This window comes from Desulfovibrio intestinivivus (assembly GCF_053570665.1).
In genome coordinates this window covers 1,703,018-1,716,974 of record NZ_JBRBQT010000001.1, presented here as the reverse complement: position 1 = coordinate 1,716,974, position 13,957 = coordinate 1,703,018, and the positions used below count along the sequence as shown (strand labels likewise).

At 59.4% G+C, this 13,957-nt stretch carries 14 protein-coding genes; 8 read left to right on the top strand and 6 right to left on the bottom strand.

Translation table 11 applies throughout. From position 1 onward, the window contains the following. Positions 1-11: 11 nt before the first annotated feature. Genes ACUZ9P_RS07400 through ACUZ9P_RS07390 form a run of 3 tightly spaced genes read left to right on the top strand, consistent with a single transcriptional unit; the run spans position 12 to position 4,266 of the window. Positions 12-647 carry a potassium-transporting ATPase subunit C gene (locus ACUZ9P_RS07400; protein WP_449249229.1) on the top strand — a complete coding sequence of 212 codons (636 nt, stop codon included), beginning with the start codon at positions 12-14 and terminating at the stop codon, positions 645-647. Between the two features lie 32 nt (positions 648-679). Then, a complete protein-coding gene (locus ACUZ9P_RS07395) occupies positions 680-3,499 on the top strand; it encodes an ATP-binding protein (protein WP_449249228.1) in 2,820 nt (939 codons plus the stop codon). Positions 3,500-3,513: 14 nt separating this feature from the next. Continuing rightward, positions 3,514-4,266: a response regulator gene (locus ACUZ9P_RS07390; protein ID WP_449249227.1), complete on the top strand. Its 753-nt coding sequence runs from the start codon at positions 3,514-3,516 to the stop codon at positions 4,264-4,266. A gap of 154 nt (positions 4,267-4,420) precedes the next feature. On the opposite strand, the gene ACUZ9P_RS07385 is transcribed toward ACUZ9P_RS07390, so the two are convergent. The 6 genes from ACUZ9P_RS07385 to ACUZ9P_RS07360 form a co-directional block, all read right to left on the bottom strand. Further along, positions 4,421-4,687 carry an RNA recognition motif domain-containing protein gene (locus ACUZ9P_RS07385; protein ID WP_308587958.1) on the bottom strand — a complete coding sequence of 89 codons (267 nt, stop codon included), beginning with the start codon at positions 4,685-4,687 and terminating at the stop codon, positions 4,421-4,423. A gap of 828 nt (positions 4,688-5,515) precedes the next feature. Continuing rightward, positions 5,516-5,797, bottom strand: a complete 282-nt coding sequence (locus ACUZ9P_RS07380; protein WP_027180673.1) for a hypothetical protein — start codon at positions 5,795-5,797, stop codon at positions 5,516-5,518. A 117-nt stretch (positions 5,798-5,914) separates the two neighbouring features. Beyond that, positions 5,915-6,145, bottom strand: coding sequence for a hypothetical protein (locus ACUZ9P_RS07375; RefSeq protein ID WP_449249226.1), 231 nt, complete (start codon positions 6,143-6,145; stop codon positions 5,915-5,917). A gap of 73 nt (positions 6,146-6,218) precedes the next feature. Beyond that, positions 6,219-7,763, bottom strand: a complete 1,545-nt coding sequence (locus ACUZ9P_RS07370) for a fused MFS/spermidine synthase (protein ID WP_449249225.1) — start codon at positions 7,761-7,763, stop codon at positions 6,219-6,221. A gap of 73 nt (positions 7,764-7,836) precedes the next feature. Then, entirely contained in the window at positions 7,837-8,358 is a 522-nt protein-coding gene (gene tadA / locus ACUZ9P_RS07365; protein ID WP_449249224.1) for a tRNA adenosine(34) deaminase TadA, read from the bottom strand. An 8-nt stretch (positions 8,359-8,366) separates the two neighbouring features. Next, the gene (locus ACUZ9P_RS07360) at positions 8,367-9,035 is read right to left on the bottom strand and encodes an LOG family protein (RefSeq protein WP_449249223.1); all 669 of its coding nucleotides are present in this window, start codon (positions 9,033-9,035) and stop codon (positions 8,367-8,369) included. Between the two features lie 252 nt (positions 9,036-9,287). Between ACUZ9P_RS07360 and ACUZ9P_RS07355 the strand changes: the two genes are divergently transcribed. The 5 genes from ACUZ9P_RS07355 to ACUZ9P_RS07335 all read left to right on the top strand — a co-directional run bounded on the left by ACUZ9P_RS07355 (position 9,288) and on the right by ACUZ9P_RS07335 (position 13,715). Next, positions 9,288-10,898 (top strand): MBL fold metallo-hydrolase RNA specificity domain-containing protein, encoded by a 1,611-nt coding sequence (locus ACUZ9P_RS07355; RefSeq protein WP_298992588.1) that lies wholly within the window; start codon positions 9,288-9,290, stop codon positions 10,896-10,898. Positions 10,899-10,904: 6 nt separating this feature from the next. Beyond that, positions 10,905-11,456 (top strand): 16S rRNA (guanine(966)-N(2))-methyltransferase RsmD, encoded by a 552-nt coding sequence (rsmD, locus tag ACUZ9P_RS07350; protein WP_449249222.1) that lies wholly within the window; start codon positions 10,905-10,907, stop codon positions 11,454-11,456. Continuing rightward, complete coding sequence (gene coaD, locus ACUZ9P_RS07345) at positions 11,435-11,992, top strand: pantetheine-phosphate adenylyltransferase (RefSeq protein WP_374042275.1); 558 nt, start codon at positions 11,435-11,437, stop codon at positions 11,990-11,992. Before rsmD ends, coaD begins: the two co-directional genes overlap by 22 nt. Before the next feature lie 2 nt (positions 11,993-11,994). Then, complete coding sequence (gene miaA, locus ACUZ9P_RS07340) at positions 11,995-12,939, top strand: tRNA (adenosine(37)-N6)-dimethylallyltransferase MiaA (protein WP_449249221.1); 945 nt, start codon at positions 11,995-11,997, stop codon at positions 12,937-12,939. An 86-nt stretch (positions 12,940-13,025) separates the two neighbouring features. Next, positions 13,026-13,715, top strand: a complete 690-nt coding sequence (locus ACUZ9P_RS07335; RefSeq protein WP_449250246.1) for a B3/B4 domain-containing protein — start codon at positions 13,026-13,028, stop codon at positions 13,713-13,715. Positions 13,716-13,957: the final 242 nt, after the last annotated feature.

The following is a 13,957-nucleotide window of genomic DNA, read 5'->3' as shown; positions in this document are numbered from 1 at the left end:
GGAGAAACATCATGTCCATCACAACATTGCTGCGCCGCTCTCTGGTTTTTCTGTGCATCATGACGGCCCTCACCTGCGCCTATACCGGCGCGCTCACCCTTGCGGGCAAGGCGCTGTTTCCCTTTCAGGCTGAAGGCAGTATCATTACAGCCAAGGGCAGGCACTACAGCTCTTTGCTAGGCCAGCCCTTTACAGCAGCCAACCACCTGTGGGGTCGCCCCGTGAGTGCAGATACCGACACCTATACCGACAACGGCAAGCCCCTGCTCTACGCCGGTCCAAGCAACAAAAGCCCTGCCACTGCCGCATACGCTACAACGTTGCAGGAGCGCGCGGCACGCATCCGGCTGGCGCATCCGGAAAAATCCGGCCAGCCCATTCCTGTGGATATGCTCACGGAATCAGGCAGCGGGCTTGATCCACATATTTCGCCAGCCGCAGCAGAATTTCAGGTGGAGCGGCTGGCCCGCGCCACAGGTTTTACGGCTGCGGAAGTGCGCCGCACCATCGCCATGTATACGCAGGGCCGCACTCTGGGTCTGCTGGGCGAGGCGCGGGTCAACGTGCTTGAAGTCAATCTGGCGCTGGAAGGCCTGCTGCCCAACGGACGCACTGCTTCAGTGGCATCGGCCGCTGCTCCCCGCTGAATGCCGCGCGGTATACGAACCTGAGAACAACCATGACAGACAGCTACAAACGTCCATCCCCCGATGCCCTGCTGGCCCAGTTGCAACAGGTGGCTCCGGGCGGCAAGCCCCTCGCTGGCGAGGCGGGCGCAATCGTGCGCCCATCGCCCAGAGGATTGCTCAAGATATTTTTCGGCTATGCGGCTGGCGTGGGCAAAACATATTCCATGCTGCGGGCGGCCCACGCCGCTCAGGAGCAGGGGCACAGCATTGTTGTGGGCTATGTGGAGCCGCATCCAAGGCCGGAGACAGCGGCCCTGCTGCCGGGTCTGGAGGCCGTGCCGCCCCTGCGGATCGAGCACAGGACCATCACGCTCAACGAGCTGGATGTGGATGCCGTGCTGGCTCGCAAGCCGGAAATCGCCCTTGTGGATGAGCTGGCCCACTCCAATGCGCAGGGCTGCCGCAACCTCAAGCGTTTTCAGGATGTGGAGGAGCTGCTCCAGGCGGGCATATCCGTATGGACCACGGTTAACGTGCAACATCTGGAAAGCCTTAACGATGTGGTAGCCGCCATGACCGGAGTGGTGGTACGCGAGCGCATACCCGACAGCGTTTTTGACGGTGCAGATCAGGTGGAACTGGTCGATCTGGAGCCAGATGAACTTGTATCCCGCCTTCGCGAAGGCAAAATATACGCCGAGGCGCAGGCGCAACGGGCGCTGGGACACTTTTTTCTGCCAGCCAACCTCATTGCCCTGCGGGAGATTGCCCTGCGCCGCATGGCCGACCGCGTCAACCGGCGGGCATCCGCCGCTGGCGGAGGGCAGGAAACAGGGCGGCAGATCAAGGAGCACATTCTCATCTGCCTTTCAGGCGCGCCCAGCAATGCGCGGGTTATCCGCACCGCCGCGCGCATGGTGGAGGCCTTTCGTGCTGATTTCACCGCCCTTTTTGTGCAAAACACTGCGCCGCGCCGCAGTGACGCCAAAAGCCGCGACACCCTGCACGACAACCTGAAACTGGCGGAAGACCTGGGCGCGGTTATCGTGACCCTGCACGGTGAGGACGTTCCCGCCCAGATAGCGGAATACGCGCGCATGAGCGGGGTAAGCAAGATTGTGGTGGGGCGCTCCCCGGCCAGCGGGTGGCTGTTCCGCAAAAGCAAAACGCTGGTGGAGCGCCTTGCCGAACTTGCGCCGGAGATGGAAACCTACATCATCCCCGATGCCGTGCCCGTGGGCAGAGCACCCGAACATGCCGGGCCTTTGTTTGCGGCGCTCAGAGCCTTGCGGGGCACAGCCCCCCGCTCGTGGCGGCAATGGTGCGCCACTGCTGCGATCATGGCCGTGTGCAGCGTTGCAGGTCTGCTCATGTTCTCGCTGGGCATGCCCAATGGCGGCATTGCGGGCCTGTATATGCTGGGAGTGCTGGGCGTTTCCATCCTCACCACCGGGCCGTGGTACGGTGTGGCGTCTTCCGTGGCCGGGGTGGGCCTCTTCGATTTTCTGTTTGTTGAGCCGCGTTTCAGCTTTACGGTTTACGATACGGACTATGTGGGGCTTTTTTGCGCAATGCTGCTGGTTTCTGCCGCCACCAGCGCCATCACGGGGCGGGCACGTATGCAGGCGCGGCAAAGCACGGTGCGGGCGCTGCATACGGAACTGCTGCTGGGCAACAGCCGCCGCCTGCAAAAGGCCAAGGACGAACCAGCCATCCTGCTGGAAACTGCCCGCCAGCTCGGCACCCTGCTGGGGTGCGAAACAACGCTCTATTCCGTGCGGCAAGGGCTGCTTGAAACCCGGCCCGTTTTTTCCTACCGGGCTGACAAAATGCAGGGTTCTGCCAGCTCACGCGCGGCATCGCGAGATAACAGGGACACGCCAAAAGACGAACTGGGCGTTGCCCAGTGGGTTGCCAAAAATAACCGCCCTGCCGGCGCGGGAACAGACTCCCTGCCCGGATCGCGGCACAGCTTTATCCCCATCAGCAGCCAGTCTGCCGTGCTCGCCGTGGCCGAGCTACATGTTCTGCCGGGGCGCACGGCTCCGCTTGCCGATGCCAACAGCAAAAACCTTGTTCTGGCCCTGGCAGGGGAATGCGCGCTGGCTCTGGAAAAAGAACGACTCACGAAGGCCAACGCCAGTATTGCCGTACGTGCGCAGCAGGAAAAACTGCGCGCCGATGTGCTGCGCTCCATCTCGCACGATCTGCGCACGCCGCTCACCGGCATCTGCGGCAATGCCGCCATCCTCGCCGGGCAGGGCGGATCCGGCTCGCCGGAACGCAATGCGGCCCTTGCCTCTTCCATTGAAGAGGAAGCCCGCTATCTTGTGGGCATGGTGGAAAACCTGCTGGCCCTCACCCGGCTTGAGCAGCAGGATTTTACCCTTCGCCTTGAACCGGAGCTGCTTGAAGATGTCATCGCCGAGGCCGTACAGATCACCAGCCGCCGAGCAGCACACCACGATCTGCGCGCGGAAATGCCCGAAGGCATGCTCATGGCCCGCATGGACGCCCGGCTCATGGTGCAGGTGCTGGTCAATCTGCTGGACAATGCCGTCAAACATACGCCAGAGGGAACAGCCATCCGCATACGGGCGAGGGCTGACGGGCCGTGGGTCAGGCTGGAAGTTGCCGACAACGGCCCGGGGATTTCAAAAGAGGAACAGGGCCGCATTTTTGACATGTTCCACTCCGCAGCCATAAAAAATGGCGATGGCCGCAGAGGGATGGGGCTTGGGCTGGCCTTGTGCCGCAGCATTGTGCAGGCCCACGGCGGAAGTATTGAGGTATTTGACAACACGCCGCAGGGCTCGGTTTTTTCCATGACTTTGCCACGCGAAACCGAAGATTTTACCCTCCCGGCCTGACAGAAGGAGCATCCATGCCGCTATATTCGCCAGCAGCTACTCCCCCAGCGCAGAACGCCAACGGAGTCCCAGAGCGTATTCTTGTGGTGGAAGACGACAAGGTCATCCGCGCGCTTATGACCACCACGCTTGAGAGCCACGGCATATCCTCTCTGACCGCCGCCACCGGGCGCGAGGCCCTTGCAGAGGCTTCGCGGGCCAATCCTGACGTCATACTGCTTGATCTGGGCCTGCCGGATATGGACGGGGTAGATATCATCCGGGCGGTGCGCCAATGGTCCATGCTGCCCATTATTGTGCTGAGCGCCCGCACCGAAGATGACGACAAGGTCGCCGCGTTGGACGCAGGCGCGGACGACTACCTTACCAAACCTTTCAGCGTTGATGAATTGCTGGCCCGGCTGCGCGCCGCCCTGCGCCGCGTTCGGTATGAACGCGGGCACATGGGCCGCAGCGAAAGCAGCTTTGAGAATGGCGACCTGCATATTGATTTTGCCGCAGGGTGCGTGAGCGTTGCCGGGCAACAGGTGCATCTTGCGCCCATGGAATACAAACTGCTGTGCCTGCTGGCAAACAATGTGGGCAAGGTGCTTACGCACAAAACAATCTTGCAGGCCGTGTGGGGCAGTGCCCTGCCGCAGTCCCTTCCTTCATTGCGCGTGTTCATGGCAACCTTGCGCAAAAAACTGGAGGCCGCATCGCCGCAATGTGATTGCATCCGCACCCATGTGGGCATTGGCTACCGCATGAGCCGTTCTGATGGCTGACCCAGGCAGGCCGTTGTTCCTTGGCATTGATCCCAAGCCGCCCTTTTGTTGTGCGCACCAGCCCGGCAAACAAGCCATATTCATTCGGCTGCTTTTAAGACAAAAAGAAGGCCGCGATTTCTCGCGGCCTTCCATATCAAGCGAATTTGGTCGACTACCAGCGACGGGGGGCGGGCTTTTTGGGCTCAGCCTTGTTGATGCGAAGGGCGCGGCCGTCAAATTCCTTGCCGTCAAGAGCAGCAATGGCGTTGATGGCGTCGGCGTCTTCCATTTCCACAAAGCCAAAGCCACGGGCGCGGCCGGTTTCGCGGTCGGAAACGAGCTTCACGGAAAGAACTTCGCCGTAGGGGTTGAACAGGGATTCAACGCTTTCCTGAGTGGCGGACCAGGGCAGATTGCCGACGTAGATAGAAGTAGCCATAAGGACTCCAGAGATTACGGGAGGTAGACTTTCCGCTTGGAGCCTTACCCATGTAAAGCCTCTGCAAAAAAATTTACTATACCCAATCAGTGATTGCCCAAACATAATTTGGGGCATTTTCAATGTCAACAGATATTATTTTTTTCAAGCAAAAAACTGAGCCTGCCCGCTGGCGGCACCGCATTTCCCTACCTGTTCACAGTGTTTTTTGCCAAACTTCAGCTTTCTCAATTTTGTTTAGTACGAAATGCGGGTATACTGTATTTTTTGGATATGAAATACCCGCTAAAATTCGGTACCGCTATGTCCATTCAGCAATCCGATTTTTTCAGCAAAGCCCGGCAGGGTGTTTTTACAGTGCATTGCCAGCCCGCCAGCCAACATGCGTCTGCAACAGCAGACCACCGATAATCCTTAACGCAAAGCTAACGCCCCTCCCGGTATGTTTCAACATACATAATGGTAGCGGATAGGCCGCAACTACGCCGCAACCATTGCCTCCGCAGCCACAGCTGCGGATACGCCGATGCTGCCACATGGGCGTATCCCCTTCCCTCCTCCTGCGCGAAGCGCCCTGATAAACCGGGGCGCTTCCTGCGCATGGCAGCACAAAAGCTTTTTATGAGCTTTTGTGCTGCCAACCTCAGCCCTGCTCCACAAAAAAAGGCCGACACTCCAAAGGGAGTCGGCCTTTGCCAGATGCAAGCTGGTTAAATATCCTGCAAGCTACAATGCGAAACGTTCACGCGCAGGAGGTATGCATTTGCCCGGTCAAACACGGGAGTGTACTTGCAAAAGCTGCAACTGCCCGCTCCGCCGAGGCTTTATCTAATTGATCCAGGAACTCAGGGCGTCAACAATCTTGCGGGCCTGATCCGCACTGGAAATATTGAATTTGGACTGCTGGCGGTATTCACCACCCGCCTTTTTGTAGCGCCGGATAACATACATGTCCGGGCCAAAACAGTCTTTTTCCGGTTGCCACTGCTGATAGCGAAAAAGAATGGTGGTCCACGCGCCCTTGCTCAGCACAACCTTGTCCAGTTCGTTAACGATAACCTGACCGTTTTCCTCAAACTGCACTGTGAGATCATCAATTGTTTCGTTCAAAAAAAGCCCCCCAAGTAGGCATTAGTAACGTAGTAACAGCAAGCAAGGGCCAAGCGCTGCCTTCCGGGCCTTGCGGCCATCCAGCAACGGTAGGCAACAGCGCTTTTGGCAGAAAACTTACCCGGCGTGTTCGACCAGTATCCCTTTGACGTTTTCCGGCAGTTCCGGCTTCTTCAACACCATTTCGGCGGGGCCGGGGCCATAATTTTTGGCCATCTCGCCAGCAGATGCGGAAAGAGCCATCAGTTCTTCTGCCGTGGTCAGAGAACTGCCGCTCACATACTTTCTCCCAACGATATCCAGCACGAGGTCATTGGGATTGACGGGTTTGACAACATTATTGTCCATATGTGCCTCCCTCACGTTAGGGCATCAGAATAGCTTTTTCCTCCGCCCTCTGCAAGCGTTGCCGCCTGTGCGTTTACTGACGCAACAAAACCAGCGTGTAGCGTTCCACCGGGGCAAAATCATCCGTAAGTGCCGGGGTGGCAAAAGGGTCTGTACCCGTGTACCTGCTTGCCAGCATGTCGGCAAGGCGCAAGCCGCCTGACGGGGCATTTTCTGTGCCTGCCGCCGCAAGGGATGGCAGCGCGCCCGCGGTGCTGTCGGGCCGTTGTTCGGGAAAGGCCGCAACCATCAGGTTTTGCAGCTTCTCGGGTGCTTCGCCGCCAGCGCAATACACCTGCACCTCGGCAAAGGACTGGCGCAACGCGTTGAAAATCCCCTGAAACAGGCGGCCATCCGGCCCTTCCACAGCGGAAATAACGTTCATGAGCACAACCCCGCCAGGGGCCACCGCCCGCCGCAGGGCAGCCGCGGCCTCGCGTGTTCCCATCTGGAAAGGCACGGCGTAGTGCGAGTTGAAAACATCCACAAACACCAAGTCATACTGATCGCGCTGACGGTTCAGAAAAGCCCTGGCGTCCTCGTGGCGCACTGTCAGACGGGGATCGTCGCGCAGAGAAAACCAGCGCCGGGCGGTTTCCGTCATGGCCGGGTCAAGCTCCACCACGGTCACACGCGCGGCTTCGGGCTTTGCCAGAGGGGAATTATCGGCAAGCAGCCACTTGGGAACAGAATACCCGCCGCCGCCCAGCATGAGCACCCGGCTCGCATGGGGCGTAAAATGCGGCCCCAGCGCGTAAAACTGGGTGTACCGAAAATACAGCTCATTGGGGGCGTCCAGATACATGCCCGACTGGCTGTAACCGGGGTCAGTAGCCATAAGGCGCACGGGCCTGCCGTTCTGCGCCCAGTCTACCCCTTCAAAAATGCGGATGCTGTTATAGGGGCTTTCCACCAGATGGCTCATGGCCCTGCCATCCTGCCAGCGACCATAGTTTGCCGCCACCACAGCCATAAGCCCGCAAACAGCCAGCAGCACAACGCGCAAACGCACCTGTCCCCCGCCGTTGCACAGCGAAAGCCCAAGCATGGCCGCAGCCACACTCCATAAAATACTTGTGCTGCCCAAAAATGATATGAGGATAAAGCCGCCCAGAAAGGTCCCCACAATACTGCCCGCAGTGGAAAGGGCGTACAGCCTGCCCACGGTAGCACCTGAGGAATCCACGCTCTCGATGCGCAGGCGTATGGCATAAGGCGTCACCATGCCGAAAAAAAAGGCGGGCAGGGCAAAAATGCACACCGCCGCCAGAACCGCCGCCGCATACAGGTTACCCACGGCAGCCGTCACCCATTGGCCGATGGCCTCATGGCACAAGGCCGTCAGCCCGCTGCCAAGGCCTGCCCCGGCCAGAGCCAGGGCCAACCCCCGCCGGGAAAGGGTCTTGTCGGCCATCCGTCCTCCCGCCCATGCACCCAAGGCAAGGCAGGCCAGCACCACGCCTATAAGGCTTGTCCACACTACGGCAGATGTTCCCACATGCGGGGCCAATACCCGCGCGCCGACCATTTCAAGCACCATGACCAGCGCGCCGCTCATAAATACTGTCAGTTCGAGCATACTGCTCCTGTGGCAGGTTGTGCGGCGGATGCAGGACTCAGACCCCGCCGCGGCTTCATTTCGACATGCCAGCCTACTCGCGCCTCTGGCCAAAAAAGTCGTGCAGCAAGGAGGCGCATTCCTCGGAAAGCACGCCGCCCATGTGCCATACCCTGTGATTGGCGCACTGGGCGTCAAAATATTCGGCGCGGGAAACAACAGCTCCGGCCAGAGGGTCGGCTGCGCCGTACACAAGCCCCGCAATGCGCGCATGGATTATGGCGGCGGCGCACATGGCGCAGGGTTCAAGCGTCACCACCAGCACACACTGGTTGAGCCTGTAGTTGCCAAGCGCAGCACCGGCGGCCCGCAGCGCCAGCACCTCGGCATGGGCGGTGGGATCATTGCCGCCGATGGGCGCATTGCCGCAACAGGCAAGGATGCGGCCATCCGGGGCCACCACAAGCGCGCCCACGGGCACTTCGCCCGCTGCGCCGCTGGCGCGGGCCTTTTCCAGAGCCAGCCGCATCAGCCCCTGCCAGGTATGACCCGGCGGGGGCGGCGTTAACGGCCCGGCAGGAGAAAAGGCCCGCGCGTCAACACTACCCGCATTCATGCGGGCGGCTAAATAACGACTACCTTGCACAGTTGGGTAACCACTTCTTCAGGCGTGTCGCAAACTGTAATGAGCTTGTCGATTTCGCCCTCCTTGATGAAGCCCCGCGCCGACATGGTCTTGCGCATCCATTCCAGCAGGCCGCTCCAGTAGCTCGAATCGTACAGAATGATGGGGAAAGGCCGGGTGCGCCCGGTCTGGGCCAGCACAAAAGCCTCGGAAAGTTCATCTATCGTTCCCATACCGCCGGGCATGACCACGTAGGCCATGGCATATTTGACAAACATAAACTTACGGATGAAAAAGTAACGGAAATTGCAGCGTGTTTTTACATACTGGTTGCAGCCCTGCTCGTGCGGCAACTGGATGTGCAGGCCAACGGATACGCCGCCTGCATCATACGCCCCTTTGTTGGCGGCTTCCATAATGCCGGGGCCGCCGCCGCTGATAATGCCAAAACCCGCTTGTGCCAACAGACGTGAAATTTTTTCAGCATCTTTATATTCCTGCGAATCGAGTGTGCACCGGGCAGAACCAAAAAGGGATATGCACTTGACCTTGAGCGCGTTGAGCGCATCAAGCGCCTCCACCATTTCCGCCATAATGCGGAAGGTGCGCCAGGATTCTGTGGTGACGGAAGAGAGATCGTCAATCATGTTCTGTTGCAGTTCAGGCATGAATGCTCCTTGTACTTCTTGAAGTATGGGGGGAGACCTGCGCGCAAAAGACGCCGCACGGGCCAGTAACTTTCAGTATATGTGGGCCTTCGGCCAAAGGCAATGCGGGAACATTGTCGGCTGAGCCCTTGCTTGACGCTGGGGCACGCTTGCGGCTATGGAAAAAAGTCTCCTTGCGTCTTTTCCGCCTTGTATCTCGGGCAGCAAGGGGCTTGCGGCCTTTCAGGCCGCCAACCCTCAGTGGAGGAACAGATGAAAGTACAATTTCTGGGTGCGGCGCAAACCGTGACCGGTTCGTGTTATATGGTTGAGGCAGCTGGCAAGCGCTTTTGCATTGACTGCGGCATGCACCAGGGCAACAAGGCCATAGAAGCCCGCAACCGCGAAGCGGAACTTTATCAGCCCACCGCCATTGACTTTATTCTTGTCACCCACGCCCACATTGACCACTCCGGCCTGCTGCCCAAGATGGTCAAGGAGGGTTTTGCCGGCCCCATTTTCTGCACCAAGGCCACCAGCGAACTGCTGGACCTCATGTTGCAGGACAGCGCCCACATCCAGGAAATGGAAGCCCTGTGGGAAGCGCGCAAATACCAGCGGCGCGGGCTTAAAAATCCCCCCACGGCCCTGTACAATGTTGAGGACGCCCAAAAAACGACCACTCTTTTTCAAACTGTTGATTACCACAAGGTGTTTGAACCTGCACCGGGCATTCGCGTAACCTATTATGATGCTGGCCATATCCTTGGTTCCGGCTCGTTGCGCCTTGAAGCCGATGAAGACGGCAAAACCACCAGTCTCATTTTTTCGGGCGACATTGGCCGCCCGCAGTCGCTCATTGTACGCAGCCCAGAAACCCCGCCCAAGGCCGATTACGTGTTCATGGAATCCACCTACGGCGACCGTGACCACAAGGATGAAAACCTCAGCGTGGACGAACTGGGCGAAGCCATTGCCTACAGCTACGGCAAGGGCGAAAAGGTAATTATTCCGGCATTTGCCGTGGAGCGTACGCAGGAAGTGCTCTATTGCCTGCACATGCTCACCAAGCAGAACAAACTGCCGACGGATATGCCCGTATTTGTGGACAGCCCCCTGGCCATCCGCGCCACAGAAGTTTTTGAGCGCAACCGTGAGCTTTTTGACGATGAAGCCCTCAAAATGCTCAACGGCGGGGATGATCCCTTCTCGCTGCCCAACCTGCGCTACACGCTTTCCGCCGCCGAATCTCAGGCCATCAATGACTACAAGGGCCCTGCCATCGTCATTTCGGCCAGCGGCATGTGCAACGCGGGCCGTGTACGCCATCACCTGCGCCACAATATCTGGAAGCCCGGCGCAAGCATTGTTTTTGTGGGCTATCAGGGCGTGGGCACGCCGGGCCGCAAGCTGGTGGAAAAAGCCAAAAAAATCACGCTTTTTGGCGAAGATATTGAAGTTGCCGCCCGCATTTTCACCATCAACGGATTTTCCGGCCACGCCGGGCAAAGCCAGCTGATTGAATGGCTCAAACCCCTGACCGGCAACGGCGCGCAGGTGGTGCTGACCCACGGCGAGACAAAGGCCCAGAGCGTGCTGGCCGGACTCATTGAGCAAAAATTCGCCAAGCGCCCCTTTATTGCCACCTATCTTGAAGAAATGGTGCTTGAAGGGCCGCAGCTCACCGAAACCGTGCAGCACGAAACCCAGGCCCATCCCCGCGTCAACTGGACGTTCCTCACGGACGAAGTGGAACGCAAATGGGGCATGTTCAAAGGCAAGATGGCCGATGTTGAAAACCGCCCGTGGGTGGAACAAACCGAGCTGCAGGAGGCCATGGAAAAGATGGATTACGCCCTCACTCGCCTGCTCTCACGCATGTAGGCCGTCATGCGGATTATTTCGGGGCGTCTTGGCGGACGCAACCTTAAGACTGTTGAAGGCGAGGGCTATCGCCCCGCCATGGGCAAAACGCGCGAGGCGCTTTTTTCCATGCTCGCCGCGCGCGGCATGGACTGGTACAGCGCGCGGGTGCTAGACCTCTTTGCGGGTAGCGGCAGCCTGACCTTTGAAGCCATCAGCCGGGGCGCGGAACACGCCCTGATGGTGGAAATGGCCCCCCAGGCCGTGCGCTGCCTCAAGGACAACATCACCGCCCTGGGGGTGGAAAATGAGGCCCGCATTGTGAGCGACGATGTGCTGCGTGTGCTCAAAACTCCCCCTGCGGAGCCGTATTCGCTTATTTTTATGGATCCGCCTTACCGCAAAAATCTTGCCAATCCGGCCCTCAAGCTGCTGGCCACTCGCCGCTGGCTCGCGCCAGGGGCCTTTGTAACGGCTGAAATTGAAAAAGACGCACGGGTAAACCTGCCCGCAGAATGGACTCTTGAGGCCGAACGCCTGTTCGGTCAGACACGCATATGCATCTGGACACTGCCATGAGAATAGCACTCTACCCCGGCACCTTCGATCCGCTGACCAATGGGCACCTTAGCCTTATCCGGCGCGGCTGCGAAGTATTTGACCAAATTGTTGTGGCCGTGGCGGACAACACGCCCAAATTCCCCCTGTTCAGCCATGAAGAACGTGTGGAAATGGCCCGGGAGGCGCTTAAGGATGAGCCGCGCGCCGTGGTGGAGCCTTTCTCCGGCCTCACGGTGGAATACGCTGCCCAACGCGGGGCCTGCGCCCTGCTGCGCGGGCTGCGCGCCGCCTCGGACTTTGAGTACGAATTCCAGCTGGCGCTCATGAACCGCCGCCTGCAACGCCGCATCCAGACGGTCTTTTTGATGACCGACTACCAGTGGCTGTTCATCAGTTCCACCATCGTCAAGGCAGCCGCCAGCCACGGCGCGGACATCAAGGGCCTCGTGCCTGAAAACGTGCGCACGGCCCTTATGGATAAATACCGCAAAGGTGAAGTACGTCAGGGTACGCCCTGTCTTGCACCGCCTTTTGGCGGCTTCCGCGTTAAGTGATCATGCCTGAAACGACTTCTGCGCCGCTGCCGGTTATCTGCCTGGCCGGGCCTACCGGCTCGGGCAAAACGGCGGCGGCGCTTGCCATGGCCGCAGCTCTTGACGGCGAAGTGATCAACGCGGACTCGCGCCAGGTCTATGCCGATTTCCCCTTGATTACGGCCCAGCCCTCGCCGGAAGAACGCGCCTGCTGCCCTCACCACCTGTACGGTTTTTTGCCTACCGAAAAAAAGATCAGCGCAGGCCGCTGGGCAGAGGCCGCCGTGGACAAGGTGCGCGAAATCCTTGCACGGGGCAAAACGCCCCTGCTGGTGGGCGGCACGGGGCTGTACTTTCAGGCCTTGCTGCGGGGCATGGCGGAAATTCCACCTGTTGACCCGCAACTCACCGCTGCGATCACCGCCCGCGTGGACGCGCAAGGAGCACCCTCCCTGCATGCCGAACTGGCGCAGACCGACCCCGCCTATGCCGCCAAAATCCACCCCAACGACCGGCAGCGCATCATCCGCGCGCTGGAGGTATACCAAAGCACGGGGCGGCCCTTTACGTGGTGGCACAGCAATTCCATGAGTACGCCGCTCTGCGTCGGCCCCCTGCTGACCCTGGACGCGCCCCTTGCATGGCTTGAGCCACGGCTGGCCCGCCGCCTTGACCTCATGCTTGCGGGCGGTGCGCTGGACGAGGCCCGCGCGGCCATGCGCCATTGCGCCGCCCCTGCCGCGCCGGGCTGGTCAGGCATTGGCTGTGCCGAAGCGCTGGCGCACTTGCTGGGCCGTCTTTCGCTTGAGGACTGCCGCTTCCTCTGGCTGCGCAACACCCGGGCCTATGCCAAGCGGCAACTCACGTGGTTTCGCGCCCGGCCCGAGGCCCAATGGCTGCCGCCGGACGATCCCGCCGCAGTGGTGGAGGCCGCCTGCCGCTTCTGGCAAAAGGCGCGCACCAGCTAAAATTTTGGTGTTGGATGCTTTGCTTGCCAAGGCCCACCTGGAACTATTATTGCTGTTTCAAGCCATTGCAGGGAGTACCCGTGGATATGCTCATGCCCGCCATTTCCATTGATCCTCATTTACGTTCACTCTGGCCGGATACCGCCCTCGGCTGTGTTTTCTGGTCTGCTCCTGTTCGAGCCGAAGAACCGCGACTATGGCAATTTTTCGGCCAGAATGTGCTGCCCGGTTTGCGCCAACGTCTTGAACACACGGAGCTTGCCGACATGCCGCAAATAGGTGCCTCGCGCCAGGCATTCAAGGCTTTTGGACGCGATCCGGGCCGGGTGCGCATTTCCTCCGAGGCGCTCTACCGCCGCGTGCGGCAGGGCAAGGATCTGTACCGCATAAACTCCGCAGTGGATGCCAACAATCTGGTTTCGCTTGAAACGGGCTTTTCGCTTGGCACCTACGATCTTGCCCGCCTGAGCGGCAATATCGTGCTGCGCGCGGGGCGAGAAGGCGAATCCTATGCGGGCATTGGCAAGGACGAACTCGACCTCTGCCGCATGCCTCTTCTGGCGGATGATCAGGGCGCGTTCGGCTGCCCTTGCAGTGATTCCCGCCGGGCCATGATTGCCGAGGACGGGCCGGACACCTCTTCGCCCCGGCGTCTGCTCACTGTTATTTATGGCTTTTCCGGCGCCGGACACGTCTCTGATGCGCTGAACATTACGCAAAAACATCTTGAACTGTTTGCCGGTGCACAGATATTCGCCTCTTCCGTGCTCTGCTGAACGCCCTTGCTCGGCCAAAATCACACGATACGAATGTTTTTTCGCAAACGATCTGTGTTTTCTGTAGGTTGCGTGAACAATCAATAGAACGCTCTTTTTAGCGAAAAATATCCCAAGCTCCCTGTTCCCAAGGCATAAGAAGCAATTACAACAACGGCCCCTCCTTGACGTGTCTTGCATGCTGGGATACCGTTGCAATATCTGCGTGTTCACCCCCGTAGGGATCGGGGGTACGGAGGAAC

Coding starts and splice junctions, on each gene's coding strand:
- ACUZ9P_RS07400 (WP_449249229.1), top strand. CDS start 12: ATGTCCATCACAACATTGCTGCGCCGCTCTCTGGTTTTTCTGTGCATC.
- ACUZ9P_RS07395 (WP_449249228.1), top strand. CDS start 680: ATGACAGACAGCTACAAACGTCCATCCCCCGATGCCCTGCTGGCCCAG.
- ACUZ9P_RS07390 (WP_449249227.1), top strand. CDS start 3,514: ATGCCGCTATATTCGCCAGCAGCTACTCCCCCAGCGCAGAACGCCAAC.
- ACUZ9P_RS07385 (WP_308587958.1), bottom strand. CDS start 4,687: ATGGCTACTTCTATCTACGTCGGCAATCTGCCCTGGTCCGCCACTCAG.
- ACUZ9P_RS07375 (WP_449249226.1), bottom strand. CDS start 6,145: ATGGACAATAATGTTGTCAAACCCGTCAATCCCAATGACCTCGTGCTG.
- ACUZ9P_RS07370 (WP_449249225.1), bottom strand. CDS start 7,763: ATGCTCGAACTGACAGTATTTATGAGCGGCGCGCTGGTCATGGTGCTT.
- tadA (WP_449249224.1), bottom strand. CDS start 8,358: ATGAATGCGGGTAGTGTTGACGCGCGGGCCTTTTCTCCTGCCGGGCCG.
- ACUZ9P_RS07360 (WP_449249223.1), bottom strand. CDS start 9,035: ATGCCTGAACTGCAACAGAACATGATTGACGATCTCTCTTCCGTCACC.
- ACUZ9P_RS07355 (WP_298992588.1), top strand. CDS start 9,288: ATGAAAGTACAATTTCTGGGTGCGGCGCAAACCGTGACCGGTTCGTGT.
- rsmD (WP_449249222.1), top strand. CDS start 10,905: ATGCGGATTATTTCGGGGCGTCTTGGCGGACGCAACCTTAAGACTGTT.
- coaD (WP_374042275.1), top strand. CDS start 11,435: ATGCATCTGGACACTGCCATGAGAATAGCACTCTACCCCGGCACCTTC.
- miaA (WP_449249221.1), top strand. CDS start 11,995: ATGCCTGAAACGACTTCTGCGCCGCTGCCGGTTATCTGCCTGGCCGGG.
- ACUZ9P_RS07335 (WP_449250246.1), top strand. CDS start 13,026: ATGCTCATGCCCGCCATTTCCATTGATCCTCATTTACGTTCACTCTGG.